The sequence below is a fragment of the Marivivens sp. LCG002 genome, from assembly GCF_030264275.1.
In the GTDB taxonomy this organism is placed as follows: domain Bacteria; phylum Pseudomonadota; class Alphaproteobacteria; order Rhodobacterales; family Rhodobacteraceae; genus Marivivens.
Genome location: NZ_CP127165.1, coordinates 129,914 through 146,461, shown reverse-complemented (window position 1 = coordinate 146,461; position 16,548 = coordinate 129,914). Strand labels below are relative to the sequence as shown.

At 58.9% G+C, this 16,548-nt stretch carries 14 protein-coding genes; 9 read left to right on the top strand and 5 right to left on the bottom strand.

The genetic code is table 11. The annotated features are described in order from the left end of the window. Positions 1 to 9: 9 nt before the first annotated feature. The 4 genes from fghA to QQG91_RS00700 are packed head-to-tail and all read left to right on the top strand — an operon-like array spanning position 10 to position 2,808. Complete coding sequence (gene fghA, locus QQG91_RS00715) at positions 10 to 840, top strand: S-formylglutathione hydrolase (protein WP_285771070.1); 831 nt, start codon at positions 10 to 12, stop codon at positions 838 to 840. Further along, positions 837 to 1,289 carry a YaiI/YqxD family protein gene (locus QQG91_RS00710; protein ID WP_285771069.1) on the top strand — a complete coding sequence of 151 codons (453 nt, stop codon included), beginning with the start codon at positions 837 to 839 and terminating at the stop codon, positions 1,287 to 1,289. Before fghA ends, QQG91_RS00710 begins: the two co-directional genes overlap by 4 nt. Next, the gene (locus tag QQG91_RS00705) at positions 1,286 to 1,906 is read left to right on the top strand and encodes an HAD family hydrolase (protein ID WP_285771068.1); all 621 of its coding nucleotides are present in this window, start codon (positions 1,286 to 1,288) and stop codon (positions 1,904 to 1,906) included. Before QQG91_RS00710 ends, QQG91_RS00705 begins: the two co-directional genes overlap by 4 nt. Beyond that, complete coding sequence (locus tag QQG91_RS00700) at positions 1,906 to 2,808, top strand: ornithine cyclodeaminase family protein (RefSeq protein ID WP_285771067.1); 903 nt, start codon at positions 1,906 to 1,908, stop codon at positions 2,806 to 2,808. Before QQG91_RS00705 ends, QQG91_RS00700 begins: the two co-directional genes overlap by 1 nt. Here QQG91_RS00700 and QQG91_RS00695 read toward each other — a convergent pair. Continuing rightward, positions 2,805 to 4,046 carry an MFS transporter gene (locus QQG91_RS00695; protein ID WP_285771066.1) on the bottom strand — a complete coding sequence of 414 codons (1,242 nt, stop codon included), beginning with the start codon at positions 4,044 to 4,046 and terminating at the stop codon, positions 2,805 to 2,807. The genes QQG91_RS00700 and QQG91_RS00695 overlap by 4 nt on opposite strands. A gap of 190 nt (positions 4,047 to 4,236) precedes the next feature. Between QQG91_RS00695 and smc the strand changes: the two genes are divergently transcribed. Then, complete coding sequence (gene smc / locus QQG91_RS00690; RefSeq protein ID WP_285771065.1) at positions 4,237 to 7,692, top strand: chromosome segregation protein SMC; 3,456 nt, start codon at positions 4,237 to 4,239, stop codon at positions 7,690 to 7,692. Positions 7,693 to 7,707: 15 nt separating this feature from the next. Here the strand turns inward: smc and QQG91_RS00685 are convergent, their stop codons facing one another. Then, on the bottom strand, positions 7,708 to 9,354 hold the full coding sequence (locus QQG91_RS00685; RefSeq protein WP_285771064.1) for a thiamine pyrophosphate-binding protein: 1,647 nt from the start codon (positions 9,352 to 9,354) through the stop codon (positions 7,708 to 7,710). Positions 9,355 to 9,413: 59 nt separating this feature from the next. Further along, a complete protein-coding gene (locus tag QQG91_RS00680) occupies positions 9,414 to 10,454 on the bottom strand; it encodes an NAD(P)/FAD-dependent oxidoreductase (protein ID WP_285771063.1) in 1,041 nt (346 codons plus the stop codon). A 47-nt stretch (positions 10,455 to 10,501) separates the two neighbouring features. On the opposite strand from QQG91_RS00680, the gene mnmC2 reads away from it, so the two are divergent. Together mnmC2 and QQG91_RS00670 are read left to right on the top strand one after the other, a co-directional pair. Continuing rightward, the gene (gene mnmC2, locus QQG91_RS00675) at positions 10,502 to 11,176 is read left to right on the top strand and encodes a tRNA (5-methylaminomethyl-2-thiouridine)(34)-methyltransferase MnmC2 (RefSeq protein ID WP_285771062.1); all 675 of its coding nucleotides are present in this window, start codon (positions 10,502 to 10,504) and stop codon (positions 11,174 to 11,176) included. Then, positions 11,176 to 12,048, top strand: a complete 873-nt coding sequence (locus QQG91_RS00670) for a DMT family transporter (RefSeq protein WP_285771061.1) — start codon at positions 11,176 to 11,178, stop codon at positions 12,046 to 12,048. The genes mnmC2 and QQG91_RS00670 overlap by 1 nt, the downstream gene beginning before the upstream one ends. Here QQG91_RS00670 and QQG91_RS00665 read toward each other — a convergent pair. Then, on the bottom strand, positions 12,045 to 14,123 hold the full coding sequence (locus QQG91_RS00665) for a lytic transglycosylase domain-containing protein (RefSeq protein ID WP_285771060.1): 2,079 nt from the start codon (positions 14,121 to 14,123) through the stop codon (positions 12,045 to 12,047). The two genes, QQG91_RS00670 and QQG91_RS00665, sit on opposite strands and share 4 nt — an antisense overlap. Before the next feature lie 153 nt (positions 14,124 to 14,276). On the opposite strand from QQG91_RS00665, the gene dapA reads away from it, so the two are divergent. Continuing rightward, positions 14,277 to 15,149 carry a 4-hydroxy-tetrahydrodipicolinate synthase gene (gene dapA / locus QQG91_RS00660; RefSeq protein WP_285771059.1) on the top strand — a complete coding sequence of 291 codons (873 nt, stop codon included), beginning with the start codon at positions 14,277 to 14,279 and terminating at the stop codon, positions 15,147 to 15,149. Then, positions 15,149 to 16,039: a DMT family transporter gene (locus tag QQG91_RS00655; protein ID WP_285771058.1), complete on the top strand. Its 891-nt coding sequence runs from the start codon at positions 15,149 to 15,151 to the stop codon at positions 16,037 to 16,039. Before dapA ends, QQG91_RS00655 begins: the two co-directional genes overlap by 1 nt. On the opposite strand, the gene QQG91_RS00650 is transcribed toward QQG91_RS00655, so the two are convergent. After that, on the bottom strand, positions 16,036 to 16,482 hold the full coding sequence (locus tag QQG91_RS00650; RefSeq protein WP_285771057.1) for an ion channel: 447 nt from the start codon (positions 16,480 to 16,482) through the stop codon (positions 16,036 to 16,038). The two genes, QQG91_RS00655 and QQG91_RS00650, sit on opposite strands and share 4 nt — an antisense overlap. Positions 16,483 to 16,548 lie beyond the last annotated feature (66 nt).

The following is a 16,548-nucleotide window of genomic DNA, read 5'->3' as shown; positions in this document are numbered from 1 at the left end:
AGAGCTGTGATGAAAACCATTTCCGAGAACAAATGCTTTGGCGGCATTCAGGGCGTCTACTCCCATCCGTCCAAGGTGTGCGGCGTCGAAATGACCTTTGGGCTTTTCCTTCCTGCCGAGGCAAAGGACGGCCCCGTTCCCGTGCTTTGGTATCTTTCGGGCCTGACCTGCACCCACGAGAATGCAATGACCAAAGCGGGGGCACAGGCATGGGCCGCCGAGCAGGGCATCGCGCTTGTCTTTCCTGATACCAGCCCGCGCGGCGAAGGCGTTGCAAATGACGAAGCCTATGACCTTGGCCAAGGCGCTGGTTTCTATGTGAACGCAACCCAAGAGCCTTGGGCCCCGCATTTCCAGATGTGGGATTACATCACAGAGGAGCTGCCGCGCGTCATCACTGCGAACTTCAACATCGACGAAGAGCGCCAGTCCATTACTGGCCACTCGATGGGGGGACACGGCGCATTGACCATCGCGATGAACTTACCGGGGCGCTATCGTTCGGTCTCGGCCTTCTCGCCGATCTGCAATCCGACACAAAGCGATTGGGGCCGCAAGCAGCTCGCCGCCTATCTGGGTTCGGACGAGAGTAAATGGCGCAAACACGACGCCTCGATCCTCATGGAAGACGTCGGGTTCGACGGTCCCGTTCTGATCGATACGGGCTCGAAAGACCAATTCGCCGACCTTCTGAAGACCGAGGAGCTTGCAGCCGCAATTGCAAAGCGACGCCAGCCCGCGACGCTGCGCATTCAAGATGGCTATGACCACAGCTATTTCTTTGTCTCGACCTTCATCGAAGACCACGTCGCCTTCCATGCCGAGGCGCTCTATTCGTGATTTACGTCGATGCAGATGCCTGCCCCGTCAAAGACGAGGTCGAGCGCGTGGGAACGCGCCATGGCACCAGAATATTTATCGTCTCGAACGGGGGGCTGCGGCCCTCGCAGAATCCGCTTGTTGAAACGGTGATCGTTCCAGAGGGGCCCGATGTCGCCGATATGTGGATCGCCGACCGCGCCACCAAAGGCGACGTCGTGATCACGGGCGATATTCCCCTTGCCTCAAAATGCGTGGCTGCGGGTGCGCGTGTGCTCAAACACAACGGCGAAGCTCTCACCGAAGCCAACATCGGAAATGTTCTTGCCACGCGCGATCTTATGGCCGACCTTCGGGCCGCCGACCCCTTTCGTCAGGGCGGCGGCAAGCCATTCTCGAAAGCGGACCGCTCGCGGTTCCTCGACGCGCTCGAGCGCGAAATGCAACGGATCAAAAGAGAAACCAAATGACAATCGAAGCAGTCGTTTTTGACATCGGCAACGTCCTCATCGAATGGCACCCCGAACGGTTCTATGACAGCGCCATCAGCGAAGAGCGCCGCCGCGCCATGTTCGCAGCGATCGACCTGCACGGCATGAACGACAATGTGGATCGCGGCGCGAACTTTTCGCAAGAGGTCGCGGCGATGGCCGATCGTCACCCCGAATGGCGGGAAGAAATCCTTCTGTGGGAGAAGAACTGGCTCGACATGGCTTCGCCTGTGATCCCGCATTCGGTCAGGCTCCTCCGTGCGCTCCGCGCAAAAGGCGTGCCCGTTTTTGCCCTTTCGAATTTCGGGATCCAGACCTTTGACTATGCCAAGTCGGTCTATGATTTCCTGAGCGAATTCGATCGCCCCTATATCTCGGGACATATGGGGGTAATCAAACCCGACGCCGAGATTTACGAGATGCTCGAGGATGATTGCGGCGTTGCACCCGAGGCGCTTCTTTTTGCCGATGACCGTATCGACAACATCACCGCGGCCATGGCGCGCGGCTGGCAGACACATCTCTTCGACGGCCCCCAAGGCTGGGCGACGCGCTTGGTCAAAGAAGGCCTGCTCACCCCGTCCGAGGCCCTGTGATGGTCGATATCGTTCCCTTTGACGCCGAAGCGAAACTTGACTGGATCGCGCTGACCGATGCCTTTGCCCATGGACACACACTCCCCAAGGCGGAAGTCGAGGACGTGTTCCTCTATCGGGGCAAAGATACGCTCTTGAACCGTAGCGCATGGATCGACGGGCTTGGTCTGGCGGTGAAATGCGCCACGATCTTTCCCGAGAATTCAGCCGTTCAAAAACCGACCATCAACGGCGCGGTAAATCTGTTTTCCGATCAAGACGGCACGCTTGAAGCGGTCGTCGACTTCCATTTGGTGACCAAATGGAAAACCGCCGCGGATAGCCTTTTGGCTGCGCGCAAACTCGCGCGTCCCGACAGCCGCAACATTCTGATCATCGGCGCGGGAACGGTGGGACGAAGCCTGAAAGAGGCTTATTCCGCAGCCTTCCCCGATGCAAAATTCACGATCTGGAACAGAAGCCGCGCGGGTGCGGAAAAGTTTGCGGTCGAGCTCCACGATGTGCGGGTCGCAAGCGATCTCGAAGCCGCTGTGAAAGAGGCGGACATCATCACGTCTGCCACGATGGCGACCGAGCCCTTTATCGATGGAGCGTGGTTCCAAGCGGGGCAGCATATCGACCTTATCGGCGCCTATCGCCCAGACATGCGCGAGGCGAACGATACCGCTCTTTTGCGCTCCAAAGTCTTTGTCGATAACCGTCACACGACGGTCGGCCATATCGGCGAACTCAAAACCCCGATTGCCCAAGGCGTGATCCCCGAAAGCCATGTCATCGCCGACTATTACGATCTGGACAAGTTCACCCGCACAGCCGAGGACATCACGCTCTTCAAGAACGGTGGGGGCGCTCATCTCGACCTGATGACCGCCCGCTATATCGTCGACGCTTGGCGCGCCTAGTTGGTCATCAGTCCTTCTAGGCGGCGTTCGCGGATCGGAAGATGGATGATCGCCGAAAACGCACCGACACCGACACCGACCCACCAAACGTATTCATACGTTCCGTAGATGTCATAGAGTGCGCCTCCGAGCCAAACACCGAGGAAGCTCCCGAGCTGGTGGCTGAAGAATACGATGCCATAGAGCGTGCCCATGTAGCGCAAGCCGTAGATATGCGCGACAAGGCCAGAGGTCAGCGGAACCGTCGCAAGCCAAAGCGCACCCATCGTCACCGAGAAGATGATGACCGTCGTAGGTGTCATCGGCGTCATGATGAACCAAGCCGCAATGATCGTGCGACCGAGATAAACACTCGCCAAAAGGTATTTCTTGGGGAAGCGCTTACCCAGCCACCCTGCGAGCAAAGTGCCCGCGATATTCGCGACACCGATCAATGAAATCGCAGCGGCACCGAGCGCGGAGGTGGACGAAATTCCGATACCGTCTAGGAAACCGCCCGCAGCAATAGGACCGCACATTTCGGTCACAAAGGCGGGAAAATGGGCGGTGACAAAGGCAAGCTGATAACCACAGGAGAAGAACCCGAGGAAGATCATCGTATAGGACGGGTCCTTGAACGCCTTCACAAGAATTTGGCCCAAGGACTCTTCCAACTCGGCGCGGGTTGCCATTTGCGGCGCACGCATCAAAGGAAGGAACACAAGCACACCGAGGATCATCGCCGCGAAAACCAGAAACACACTTTGCCATGGCATAATGGTCAAAAGCGCCTCGGCCATGGGAGCGCCGATCACCTGACCCGCCGAACCGGCTGCGGTCGCAATGGCAAGCGACATGGAACGATGCTCGGCCGATGACGCACGCCCGACGACCGCAAGAACAACGCCGAACCCCGTTCCTGCAACACCAAAGCCGACCAGCACTTCGTACATCTGGTGCTGGATGGGAAGCGTCGCTCCGGCAGAAAGGACAAGTCCCACGGCATAGGCCACAGCGCCCATGATAATCGCCTTACGGTCCCCGATCTTTTCGGCAATGGCGCCGAAAATCGGCTGCCCGATCCCCCACGCGAGGTTCTGGATCGCGATCGCAAGCGAGAAATCGGCGCGAAGCCAGCCGAACTCTTCCGCAATCGGAATTTGAAACACCCCGAAAGAGGCGCGAATGGCGAACCCCGTCATGACGATTAGAGAACCGACGATAAGAACGGGTGTGATAAGGGACGATGATTTTGTCATGGCGCGACATTGCGCGCGAACATCGGTCTCAGTCAATTGAGAAAACTTGCCCCTATCCGATGACGCGTTTGAGGGGTTTTGACCGATATCTTGTGGATAACTTGCGCGATATCCGCATTTTATTGTGCGTTTCGTTGACATGACGCGCCAAGCAGACCCAAAATTCCAAAGCGGGAATCAAGAGGGCCACGTGCGTTTTACCAAACTCAGACTGAACGGCTTCAAGAGCTTTGTCGACCCGACCGATCTTATGATCGCGGACGGGTTGACGGGTGTCGTCGGGCCGAACGGGTGCGGTAAATCCAACCTGCTCGAAGCTCTGCGCTGGGTCATGGGCGAAAACCGACCGACCGCAATGCGCGGCGGCGGCATGGAAGACGTGATTTTCGCGGGCACCGCGACACGGCCCGCGCGTAATTTTGCCGAAGTCGCCCTTTTGATCGACAACTCGGATCGTCTTGCTCCCGCAGCCTTTAATGACGTGGACCAACTCGAGATCGTGCGACGGATCACGCGGGACATCGGATCGGCCTATAAGGTCGGGACCAAAGAAGTCCGCGCGCGCGACGTCCAGATGCTCTTTGCCGATGCCTCTACGGGTTCCCATTCTCCCGCGCTTGTCCGTCAGGGCCAGATTTCGGAATTGATCAATTCGAAACCCAAATCGCGCCGCCGAATTCTCGAAGAAGCTGCAGGCATTTCAGGTCTCTATCAGCGCAGGCACGAGGCCGAACTCAAGCTCAAGGGCGCTGAACAGAACCTCGCCCGTGTCGATGATGTTATAGAACAGCTTGCAAACCAGCTTGGCCAACTTGCGCGTCAGGCCCGGCAAGCAGCCCGATATCGCGAGATCGGTGAGAACCTTCGACTGGCCGAGGGGATGCTTCTCTATCGGCGCTGGCGCGAGGCCGAAGAAAGCAGGCTCGCCGCGGTTGCCGAACTGCGCGAGCGCACTGTTGCCGCTTCGCGCGCCGAGGCAGACGCCCGCGCCGCAACCAAAGCCCGAACCGAACGCGAAGAGGCCATTCCGCCCCTGCGCGAAGAAGAAGCAATCGCAGCGGCTGTTCTGCAAAGGCTCGTTGTAGAGCGCGATGCGCTCAAAGATCAGGAAATCCGCGCCCTCGAAAAAATCGAAACGCTGCGGAACCGCGTCGACCAACTCACGCGGGACATGGAACGCGAAGCGGGCCTGAACAAAGACGCGGGCGAGACGATCGAACGGCTTGAATGGGAAGCGCGCGAAATCGCCAAGGCGAGTGCGGGACATCCCGACCGTCTTGCCGAAGCCCAAGAGATCGCCCGCGATGCGGCTGCGGTTTTGCAGGAACGCGAAAACGATCTGAGCCAGATGACAGAAGACGTGGCACGTCTTGCTGCCCGTCACCAATCGGTTCAGCGCCTTCTTGACGATAGCCGCAAGACGCTCGCCACGGCCGAAGAAAGTGCGGACCGCGCCAAGACCCAGATGTCGGAAGCGACCGTCGCTCTTGAACGCGCCGAGAGCGATCTCGAAGCGGCGCAAGATGCTGAAGCGATCGCCATCGCCACCGCTGAAAACGCCGAGGCGACGCTGATCGAAGCGGAAACCGCCCGCGCCGATACGCAGGCCCGCGAAGTCGATGCCCGCGCGTTGCGTTCCTCCGCCGAAGGCGAGGCGAATGCGCTTCGGGCCGAGGTCGCCGCTCTGGCCAAGCTGGTCGAGCGTGACACCCGCGAAGGCGGCCAGTTGATGGACCTTCTGACCGTCAAAAACGGTTACGAAAAGGCGCTTGGCGCCGCTCTGGCCGATGATCTTCGCGCGCCGGTGATCGATGGTGACGGTCTCTCAGGTTGGGCCGCGCTTCCTGCATACGACGCACCTCAGGCGCTGCCTCAAGGGATCAAAGCGCTCACCGATGTGGTTAGCGTTCCCGACGTCTTGGTCCGCCGCATGAGCCAAATCGGTCTTGTGGATGTCGAGGCCGCGCCCGCGCTCCAATCCGCCCTCAAACCCGGTCAACGGCTCGTCAGCCTCGAGGGCGATCTCTGGCGTTGGGACGGCTTCCGTGCAAGCGCCGAAGACGCCCCTTCTGCCGCCGCGCTACGCTTGCAACAGCTCAACCGTCTGGTCGAACTCAAGCGCGACCTCGAGGAGCTCAACGCAAAAGCCGAGGGCGCGGCACAAGCCCATGAAGCCCTGAGCCGCCGCCTTGCCGATCTGACCGAAGCCGACAAAATGGCCCGCAATGCGCGCCGCCAAGCCGACCAGATGGTCGCCGAAGCGAACCGCGCTGCGTCACGCGCCGAGGCAGAACGCAATCTGGCCGAGGGTAAACTCGAGAATGCACGGTTGGCGCTCCGCCGTCACCAAGAAGACGCCAACACCGCGCGCCGCGCTTTGATCGAAGCAGAGCGGAGCTTTGAAGAGCTCCCTGATTTGGGGGACTCCCGCGCCTCGGTCGAGGATATCAAAATGGCGGTCGAGGCCGCGCGTATGACGATGATGACCAAGCGAAGCTTGGCGGACGAGCTTCGCCGAGAAGGAGACGCCCGCGTCAAGCGCTCGCAAGAGATCACCAAAGAAATCAGCGGTTGGCGCCATCGTCTCGACACGGCAACGAAACGGAGCGAAGAGCTTCTTGAACGTCGCGAAAGCACGCTCGAAGAGCTCGAGATTGCCCGCGAGGTGCCCTCTGAAATCGCGGAAAAACGCGAAGAGCTGATGGAGTCGATCGAGGTCGCAGAAGAGCGCCGCAAGCGTGCGTCCGATGCACTTGCCCAAGGGGAAAACGCGCTCCGTGACGCCGCAATCGCAGAGCGCGAGGCCGAGCGCAGCGCATCGGAAGCCCGCGAGGCGCGTGCCCGTTCCGAAGCCCGCAACGAGGCTGCTCGGAGCAGTGTGGCCAATGCAGCCGAGCGCATTCGTGAAGCCCAGGACATGGCCCCCGAAGAACTGCTTGCCTCTCTGGGAAGCGAGGTCGACAAGATGCCCCCCTCGGAGGCCATCGAAAATCAGGTCAACTCGCTCAAACGGCAACGCGACGCGCTTGGGGCCGTCAACCTGCGCGCCGAAGAGGACGCAAAAGAGGTTCAGGAAGAGCACGATACCCTTTTGTCCGAGAAACAGGATCTCGAAGACGCAATCAAAGCGCTTCGCTCCGGTATTTCGTCGCTCAACCGCGAAGGGCGCGAGCGTCTTTTGACTGCGTTTGACGAAGTGAACGTGAACTTCTCGAACCTCTTCACCCACCTCTTTGGAGGGGGCGAGGCCAAACTGATGCTGATCGAAAGCGACGATCCTTTGGAAGCTGGCCTCGAAATCATGTGTCAGCCCCCGGGCAAGAAGCTTGCGACGCTTTCGCTGCTTTCGGGCGGGGAACAAACGCTCACGGCAATGGCTCTGATCTTTGCGGTGTTCCTTGCGAACCCCGCTCCGATCTGTGTTCTCGACGAGGTGGACGCCCCCCTCGACGATGCGAACGTGACACGCTTCTGCGATCTTTTGGACGAGATGACCCGTCGGACCGAAACACGGTTCCTCATTATCACCCACCACGCAGTCACGATGAGCCGCATGGATCGTCTGTTCGGCGTGACGATGGGCGAACAGGGCGTAAGCCAGCTTGTCTCGGTCGACCTCAAAAAGGCCGAAGCACTGGTTGCCTGATCGACCTAAGCAGCCTCAGTTGGCGGACGCGCGAATTTCCGAAAGCGTCTGACCCGCCGTCAAAGCCTCAGGGTCGACCAGAAGTTCGATCACAGCAAGTTTGCCAGAGGCATGCGCCCGCTCGAAGGCATCGGCAAACGCGGATTGCGTTGTGACGACTTCCCCCTGCCCCCCATACGCGACAGCAAGAGCGGCGAAATCGGGATTGGCAAGTTCGGTGCCCGAAACGCGGTTTGTGAACCGTTTTTCCTGATGCATGCGGATGGTGCCGTATTGGCCATTGTTCACGACGATGACAATCGGCTTGGCGCCATGCTGGATCGCGGTGGACATCTCGTTGAGCGTCATTTGAAAACAGCCGTCCCCCGCAAGGCAGACAACTGTCTTATCAGGAAAGCGCAAAGAGGCAGCAACCGCAGCGGGGAACCCATATCCCATAGAGCCCGAAGTCGGAGCAAGCTGGGTGCGGAACCCCTTGTATTCGAAATAGCGGTGGAGCCATGCCGCATAGTTGCCCGCCCCGTTCGTGACGATCGCCGTCTCGGGGAGATGGTCCGAAAGCCAGCGAACGACCTGTTCCATTTTCACGTCGCCGGGGGTCGGCTTGGGGGTGATCCAGCCGGTATAAGCAGAACGCGCTTTTTGCTGCCAGTGGAGCGATCGTTCCGATAGTGCCCCGTGCCGCGCAAGCGCCGATACGAAATCCATTGCGGTGGCAGTCACATTAAAATCGGCTTGCCAGAGGTGTGAAATTTCATCGGGGTCCGCATGCACCTGAAAGAACCGTTTGTCCGTCGTGACAGGATCGACAAGTTCAAAGCCGCGGGTTTCGATATCCCCAAATCGGGTTCCCAGTAGAAGGACTCGGTCGGCCTCGGCCACTATCTGACCAAGTGCGGGGTTCATACCGACGTTCAGATCGCCGCAATAAGCGGGATGACGGTTATCGAGATAATCCTGTCGGCGGAACGAGAGAGCGACAGGAACCCTTTGGGCCTCGGCGAACTGGGCAAGCTCACGCGCAGTCTCTGGCGACCAATGGGGGCCACCCGCAACGATCAGGGGGCGCTCCGCCTCACCAAGCCATGCGATGCAACGCTCGGCGGCCAGGTTCAGATCACCCGCGAGGAGCATTGCAGGACCTTTGCAATCCTGAACCTCTGCCTCGGACGACAGCATGTCTTCGGGCAGGGCAAGCACGACAGGTCCAGGGCGTCCACTCGTGGCAACGGCAAAGGCGCGCGCGATATATTCGGGAATACGCTCGGTCTGGTCGATCTCGGCCACCCATTTCGCAAGAGGACCGAACATTGCGCGGTAATCGACTTCTTGAAAAACTTCACGATCGCGATGGTCCCGCGCAATCTGTCCGACAAAAAGGATCATCGGGGTCGAATCCTGACGTGCGACATGCACCCCTGCCGAGGCATTCGTCGCCCCCGGTCCACGTGTCACAAAGGCAATACCGGGCTTGCCCGTCAATTTGCCGTCGGCTTCAGCCATCATTGCAGCGCCGCCCTCGTGCCGACAAACGACGTTCTGAATCTTACTCCCGTGCAAACCGTCCAAAGCCGCGAGAAAACTTTCGCCGGGCACCGAAAACACGCGTTCGACCCCAAAGATCGACAGTTGATCGACGAGGATTTGACCGCCGTGGCGCATAGAAAACTCCTTTTGTTTCGTGGCGAGAGTAGCCTAGGGGAAATTAATGCGCAAAGTCCCTAGAGCGAGGCTTCGGGTTTGAATCCTGTTGGGACCCTATCGACACCATCGAGAATTAGATCGGCCATCACGTGTGCGACCTTGGGCGCCATTCCGAAACCGATCTTGAAACCACCGTTGGCAATAAAGGCCTCACGATCCAACGGATGACGGCCAAGCATCGGTGCTCGGCTTTTTGCTCGGGGGCGCACTCCCGCCCAGCGCTCGATGATCTTGGCACCTGCCAAAACGGGAAAGGCGGCGATGGCGCGACTGATCACGTCGTCAAGCTGCTCGTCGGTCGTATCGGGGGCATCGAACTCGCGTTCGCTTGTCGATCCAACGGCAACCGTGCCGTTCGCATGCGGCACGATGTGGAGACTGTCAGCATAGAGTTGGGGCGACGCTTCGGCTTTGAACTCCAAGAGCGCGGCTTGGCCTTTGACACCGTTCCCGATGTTTTTTCCAAGCGCTTCGGAGAGCGAAACAAGACCGCGCCAGCCTGTCGAATGAACCACCTGCCCCTTTACTTCCCCTTCTGTACGAATCTCTCCTCCAAGGGCGCGGATCGCATGTGCAAGGGCATGTGTTGCGTTGCGCGGGTGTATCCGCGCGGTTAGCGTGTCATGCACCAAAAGGCCCGTCGCGCTTTGCGGTGCCCAACCGCCATAGTCCGCAGAGGGCACCACGGACCAATCCGCCTGTCCTTGCCAAAGGGCACGGGCGCTTTCGCCGCGCACTCTTGCAGTGGTGACGGCACGCTCGTCAGCCAGCGGCTGCAAACGTCCCGAACGTAAATACCCCGGATCTTGCCCCGAGATGTCATGCACCTCTTTCCAAAAACTCTCGGCCATCAAAAGGCTTTCAAGCTGGAAGGCTTTTTTGTCGTTCCAGTTTTCGGGGACATGCGGAGCAAGAGCCCCGACGAGCCCACCAGAGGACCCCGAGGCAACGCCGTTCGGATCAAGAACGCGAACCTTTGCGCCGCGCTTGGCGAGGGCATAGCCGACAGACAATCCAAAAGCGCCAGCTCCAAGAATAGTAATGTCTGGCGTTGCCATTCCCGTTTCCTTTCAGCAAAGTCGCGCTGAACCTAAGGCACAATCGAATGAACGACCAGCAGCAAGCGCAGCTCGAATGGCGAGACGGAAAAATCCCGATCTCCACGCAATTTGACGACCCCTATTTCTCGCTCGACAATGGCTTGGCAGAGACGCGGTATGTCTTTCTTGAAGGAAACGATCTTCCGAAACGGATCACTGGACCCTTTGCTGTCGGCGAATTGGGCTTCGGCACAGGACTTAATTTTCTCACCCTGTGGAAGGCAATGAACGATCACGGGTGCACAGGTCGCGTCACCTTTACAACCTTCGAAGCCTTTCCGATGAGTGCAGAGGCGATGCGGAAGGCGCTGGATGCGTTCCCCGAGGTCGCCGAACTTGCCCCGCTCTTGATTGCTTCGCTTGAAAAAGGCGGGCAGGTCCATGACTTCGGGATCATCCGTCTCGACATCGTGCTTGGCGATGTGCGCAAGACACTCCCCAAAAGCGATTTGGCCGCCGATGCATGGTTTCTGGACGGTTTTTCGCCCGCAAAGAACCCCGAAATGTGGGGCGCCGATCTCATGGCCGAAGTCGGTCGACATACCAAGACGGGCGGGACTGCCGCGACCTATACGGCGGCAGGCCACGTCAGACGCTCGTTGGAAGAAGCCGGCTTCGAGGTGGAACGCACGGCAGGATTTGGACGCAAACGCCACATGACACGGGCAAGGAAACTCTGATGCAACAGTCGAATGCCCGTCTCGGGATCATCTTGATGGTCGCCACCACTTTCGTCTTTGCGCTTCAGGATGGTTTATCGCGGCACCTTGCTGGGATCTATGACGTGCGCATGGTCGTGATGATCCGCTATTGGTTCTTTGCCGCCTTCGTCATCGCCATTGCCAAAAAGCAATCGGGCTCGATTTCAAACGCAGCCAGAACCGCGCAGCCCGTTTTGCAAATCATCCGCGGCGCGCTTTTGTCGCTTGAAATCTGTGTGATGGTCACGGGATTTGTGATGCTCGGTCTTGTAGAGAGCCACGCGATTTTCGCCGCCTATCCGCTCATCATTGCAGGGCTTTCGGGTCCTATTCTGGGTGAGAATGTCGGTTGGCGACGCTGGGCCGCGATCGGTATGGGATTTGTCGGGATCCTGATCATCCTCAACCCGGGACACTCGGTGTTCGACATCAACGCGCTCTGGCCTCTGACTGCTGCAATCATGTTCGCGCTCTACGGACTTCTGACACGCTATGCCTCGCGCAAGGACAGCACCACAACGTCGTTTTTCTGGACGGGCATCGTCGGCGCGGTGGTGATGACATCCATCGGTATCTGGTATTGGGAGCCGATGACCTCTCGCGATTGGGTCTTTATGGCGGCGCTCTGTGTCACCGGAGCGCTCGGCCATTACCTTCTGATCAAGTGCTATGAAGTGGCCGAAGCAAGCGCGGTTCAGCCCTTTGCCTATTTCCAGCTCGTCTTCGCATCCATCATCGGGCTGTTGGTCTTCGGCGACATTCTTCGGATCAATGTCGCCGTCGGTGCGGCCATCGTGGTCGGCGCGGGCCTCTTCACGCTCTGGCGGGAAAACGCCCGAAAACGCGCCTAGCGTCCCCTTGCCCGAGGCCTAAGGCTCGTGGCAACTGCATCGCCAGCCTCGAGCGAAGGCGACGTAGCAGGCACTTGGACCGTTTCGATAGAGCCGTCCGACCTCGATTTGGGGCGGACCAACGGTTTGATACCGCGCAACAGCTCCGTAAAGCGGATCGGTCCGGCCTCACCCGTCAAGCGCGCCTCGTAGATCGGGATAGCCTCGGTGACACGCTGGACATAATTGCGGGTTTCGCGGAACGGGATCATCTCGACCCAGTCGATAACGTCAACTTCGCCCAAACGCGGATCACCCCGCTCGTCCATCCAAGTTTTCGGACGGCTCGGCCCCGCGTTGTAACCCGCTGCGATCATCACTGGCGAAGGCCCGAATTCCTCTTGCAACATCTCGAGGTAGCGCGTGCCGATTTGCGCATTATACCGCCAATCCGATGTCAATCGGGATTTCGAGAAGGCAAGCCCAAGATCCCCTGCCACTTCTTCCGCGGTGGCAGGCATAACCTGCATCAGGCCAAGCGCGCCTACAGGGCTTCCCACGACTTCGTTGAACTCACTTTCCCGCCGCGCAATCGCAAGAGCGAGTTCGTGGTCGACGGGGATGTCCATCTTGGCGAGATCATGAAGCGGAAAATAGCTGTCATGAATGATGATCCCGCGCGTCACAGCGGTCTTGGCGACAAGCACCTGAAAAAACGGCTCGTTCATATCGCGCAGCATCGCGCCGAGCTGACCGATCTCTTCTCGTTCTAGCGTCTGAGCCAGTTTCATCACGAAAAGCACCGCCGAGGACCTCTCGCCTGCGGCCAAAAGGGTCAGGGCCGCCCGACTTGTTTCTGTCTGGAGGAAAGGGGCGCGTTGCCAATCAGGAAATGCCTCGGTGCCGAGAAGCTTCGGATCAAGCGACTGCCCCAAACGCTCGGCCGCCAAAAGACCGTAATAGGCGGTCTGGTGTTTCGCCGCCGCTTCGTAAGCCACTCGGGCGCTTGCCGCATCTCCAAGGACATCATAGGTCCGCCCGAGCCAATACCCCGACTGTGCCAAGGAAATCGGACTTTCGACCGCATTCAGACCCGCTTGGAAATGGGAAAGCGCCACTTCGGGCTTGTCCAGAAACCGAAGCGCGACGAACCCTGCGATCCATTCAAGATCGACATAATTGAATCCGTCCTCGGGCGACATAAAGTGCCTTGCCGCGAGCTCATAGGCTTCCTGATATTCGCCCTCCCGCATTTTCCAACGCGCGAGAGAACGGCGCCACCCCGACCAACGGAACGGCTGTTCGAGCTTTTCTGCACTACTCGAATAGGCCTTCAGGATAGCGATCGCCTCGGTTCTTTCCCCTTGATCCGAAAGCCAATTGTATCTGTCATATTGAAGTCCCGCATCAGACCTGAGGCCGCTCGGCACCGCTTCATACCGCTGTTGCGCGTCACCGGATTTGCGAATGAAGCCGATGCGCGCCGCAATCAATTTCCCGTCGTCTTCGGGCAAGAGCGGCAACAGGCGCTCTGCATCATCGGTCTTCCAACGCCACAAGAGCGCCTTGGCCCGATCAAGATGATAGGGCGCGAGCAAAGCGCCGAACTCGGCAATGAGGCTCGCGAACTCTTCGTCTGTGGTTCCGACACTCAGCCAAGCTTCGGACAGATACACCGAAAGATCGGTTTGGCGACCGAGCGCCTTCAACGCCCGAGCATAGGCCAGAACCCCTTCTCCTGTATCGGGTTTTTCTGTTTCGAAATAAGCAAGGATCGCCTGCGGATCGGTCACCTCGGCAAGGCTTGCCTCGCCCGAGGAATGAAGTCGGTCCAAACCGGGCCAATCTGGATGACTGGCAAGAAAGTCACGATACTCGGAAAAGTCCCCTTCCCCCTCGCGAAGTCGGGTCCAGGTCAGAAGATCCCGCGTAAGCGAATCCGCTTGCGCGACGCTTGCCTCGGCTTGGTCCCAATCTCCATCGCGGCCAATCGCAACCGCGTCTCTAAGTGACTGAATTTGGTCCGAAACCTGCCCGACAGCAGTGGAATAGCTGCTCACCACGAATGCCAGCGCCAAGGTGCCTGTTCGAAACATTATGTTTTTCTTTCTGCTCATCTTGAAACAAAGGTATCGTGAAGTAGTCACAACTCAACTCACAAACTTGGCAATCGGCGGAAAGACGTCTAGGTTCCGCCCGATTTCATCGGGGCCGACTCAATGCCCCCAACACGACAAAGGAAGTGCGTCATGATCAAAGGGTCTCTCCCTGCTCTGGTTACGCCGTTCAAGAACGGCCAAGTGGATCTGGACACACTCAAAAAACTTGTCGAGTGGCACATCGAGCAAGGCAGCCACGGTCTCGTTCCGGTCGGCACCACGGGTGAAAGCCCGACGCTCAGCCACGAAGAGCATGATCTGGTCGTCGAAACGGTGGTCAAGGTTGCTGCGGGCCGCATTTCCGTGGTGGCAGGTGCCGGCTCGAACAACACCATCGAAACCGTGCGTCTTGTCGAAGCCGCAAAAGCTGCGGGCGCCGATGCTGCGCTTGTTGTGACGCCCTATTACAACAAGCCGACCCAAGCGGGTCTGATCGCGCATTACACCGCTGCGGCCAAGTGCGGCCTGCCGATCGTGATCTACAACATTCCCGGTCGTTCGGTCGTCGATATGACCCCCGCTACAATGGGCGAGCTTGCGAAACTCCCCGAGATCATCGCGGTCAAGGACGCTACGGGCGATCTGTCGCGCGTGCCCAAAACCCGCATCACTTGCGGCACGGATTTCATCCAGCTTTCGGGCGAAGATGCCACTGCGCTCGGCTTCAACGCGCATGGCGGCGTCGGTTGCATTTCGGTAACGGCCAACATCGCGCCGCGCCTTTGCTCGGAATTCCAAGAGGCGACGCTTGCTGGCGACTATGCCAAAGCGCTTGACTATCTCGACCGCCTAATGCCGCTCCACGAGGCCGTGTTCCTTGAGCCGGGTGTGTGCGGCGCAAAATACGGCATGTCGCTGCTCGGCCTTTGCAGCGACGAGGTCCGCTCGCCGCTGACCCCCCTCAGCGACGCCACCAAAGAGCGCATCCGCGCAGCAATGGTTCACGCCGGCCTTTTGAACTGATGCGGATCAGCCCTCTCTCGGGGCTCAACGACAATATTCGGGGCAGCCTGTTTATGGTTGCCTCGATGGTCGGCTTCACACTTGAAGACAGCTTGATCAAACATCTGACCGCGACCATGCCGCTTGGTCAGATCCTGATGATGATCGGCTTCACGGGGGTCGTCTTCTTCGGGCTTCGCGCGCGCAGCCAAGGCGACACTCTTTGGACAAGGTCCTATCTTTCAAAACAAATGCTCTGGCGGTCGTTTTTCGAAGTCACGGGACGACTGAGTTACACCGCCTCCCTGATGCTTGTCCCCCTAACGCTTGCGACAGCGATCTTGCAGGCAACGCCGCTTGTTGTGGTCGCGGGCGCTGCAGTTTTATTCGGCGAACAGGTAGGTTGGCGACGATGGAGCGCGATTTTCGTCGGGTTCCTTGGCGTTCTGATTATTCTCCGACCGGGGCTCGAGGGCTTTACCCCGCTCAGTATCCTGTCTCTCATCGGGATGATCGGATTTGCAGGGCGTGATCTTGCGACGAGGGCTGCGCCGCCCCGTCTTTCGAACATGCAACTGGGGATCGCGGGGTTTAGCGTTTTGTCCGTCGCGGGGTTCATCCTGTCCTTTACTGGCACAGGAATGGTGCTGCCATCCTGCGAACAATTCGGCACGCTTGGGCTCACCGCCGTTTGCGGGATTGCCGCCTATCAATTCCTGACCATGGCGATGCGCACGGGAGAGGTGTCTTCGGTGACACCGTGGCGCTACTCGCGTCTCATCTTCGCAGCCATCGTCGGGTTCTTGATGTTTGGCGAAGCGCCCGACAGCTTCACCATTCTGGGCAGCGTCATGATCGTTGCAAGCGGTGTCTTTACACTCAAACGGTCCGCCAAACGCGGCAAAGCCTAGCCGGCCTTGGGTCTAAGTGCCTGAATTTGGTTCATCCGGATAAACCGCAGGGTTTCGACCATAACGGCTGTCACGACCCCGATATTCACCAGACCGTTTGTCGCTGCCAAACCGCCGAGCAGCCGCCATTCTTGCGGCAACAGGACATCACCGAACCCCAATGTGGTAAAACAGGTCAGAGCGAAATAGACCGAAAGCTCCAGTGATCCGAAAAGATCGAGCCACCAGAGAAGCCCTGCCCACATCCAGACGCTGACCGTCACTTGCCCCAAAATCGCGATAGACGAAACGATCAGCGCCATCACCAGCTTTGGCCGATGAGGACGCCGCGTCATCCATCCACCCGCTTGCGTAAGAAAGTGCTCGAGGAGCCAAAACGTCAGCGCGGCAAACGCGATCGAGGCAACCAGCATGAAGGATCCGACGGCGATCTGGGTAAACATGGAAGTGCTCCGTTATGTGTTGCGCCGAAGTCTAACCTGCCGCCAAGCTTTGACCAGAGGCAACGC

What these genes read in the sequence shown, in the direction of transcription:
- QQG91_RS00705 (WP_285771068.1), top strand. Translation starts at nt 1,286, where the DNA reads ATGACAATCGAAGCAGTCGTTTTTGACATCGGCAACGTCCTCATCGAA.
- QQG91_RS00670 (WP_285771061.1), top strand. Translation starts at nt 11,176, where the DNA reads ATGCAACAGTCGAATGCCCGTCTCGGGATCATCTTGATGGTCGCCACC.
- QQG91_RS00695 (WP_285771066.1), bottom strand. Translation starts at nt 4,046, where the DNA reads ATGACAAAATCATCGTCCCTTATCACACCCGTTCTTATCGTCGGTTCT.
- dapA (WP_285771059.1), top strand. Translation starts at nt 14,277, where the DNA reads ATGATCAAAGGGTCTCTCCCTGCTCTGGTTACGCCGTTCAAGAACGGC.
- QQG91_RS00650 (WP_285771057.1), bottom strand. Translation starts at nt 16,482, where the DNA reads ATGTTTACCCAGATCGCCGTCGGATCCTTCATGCTGGTTGCCTCGATC.
- mnmC2 (WP_285771062.1), top strand. Translation starts at nt 10,502, where the DNA reads ATGAACGACCAGCAGCAAGCGCAGCTCGAATGGCGAGACGGAAAAATC.
- QQG91_RS00700 (WP_285771067.1), top strand. Translation starts at nt 1,906, where the DNA reads ATGGTCGATATCGTTCCCTTTGACGCCGAAGCGAAACTTGACTGGATC.
- fghA (WP_285771070.1), top strand. Translation starts at nt 10, where the DNA reads ATGAAAACCATTTCCGAGAACAAATGCTTTGGCGGCATTCAGGGCGTC.
- QQG91_RS00655 (WP_285771058.1), top strand. Translation starts at nt 15,149, where the DNA reads ATGCGGATCAGCCCTCTCTCGGGGCTCAACGACAATATTCGGGGCAGC.
- QQG91_RS00680 (WP_285771063.1), bottom strand. Translation starts at nt 10,454, where the DNA reads ATGGCAACGCCAGACATTACTATTCTTGGAGCTGGCGCTTTTGGATTG.
- QQG91_RS00685 (WP_285771064.1), bottom strand. Translation starts at nt 9,354, where the DNA reads ATGCGCCACGGCGGTCAAATCCTCGTCGATCAACTGTCGATCTTTGGG.
- QQG91_RS00665 (WP_285771060.1), bottom strand. Translation starts at nt 14,123, where the DNA reads ATGTTTCGAACAGGCACCTTGGCGCTGGCATTCGTGGTGAGCAGCTAT.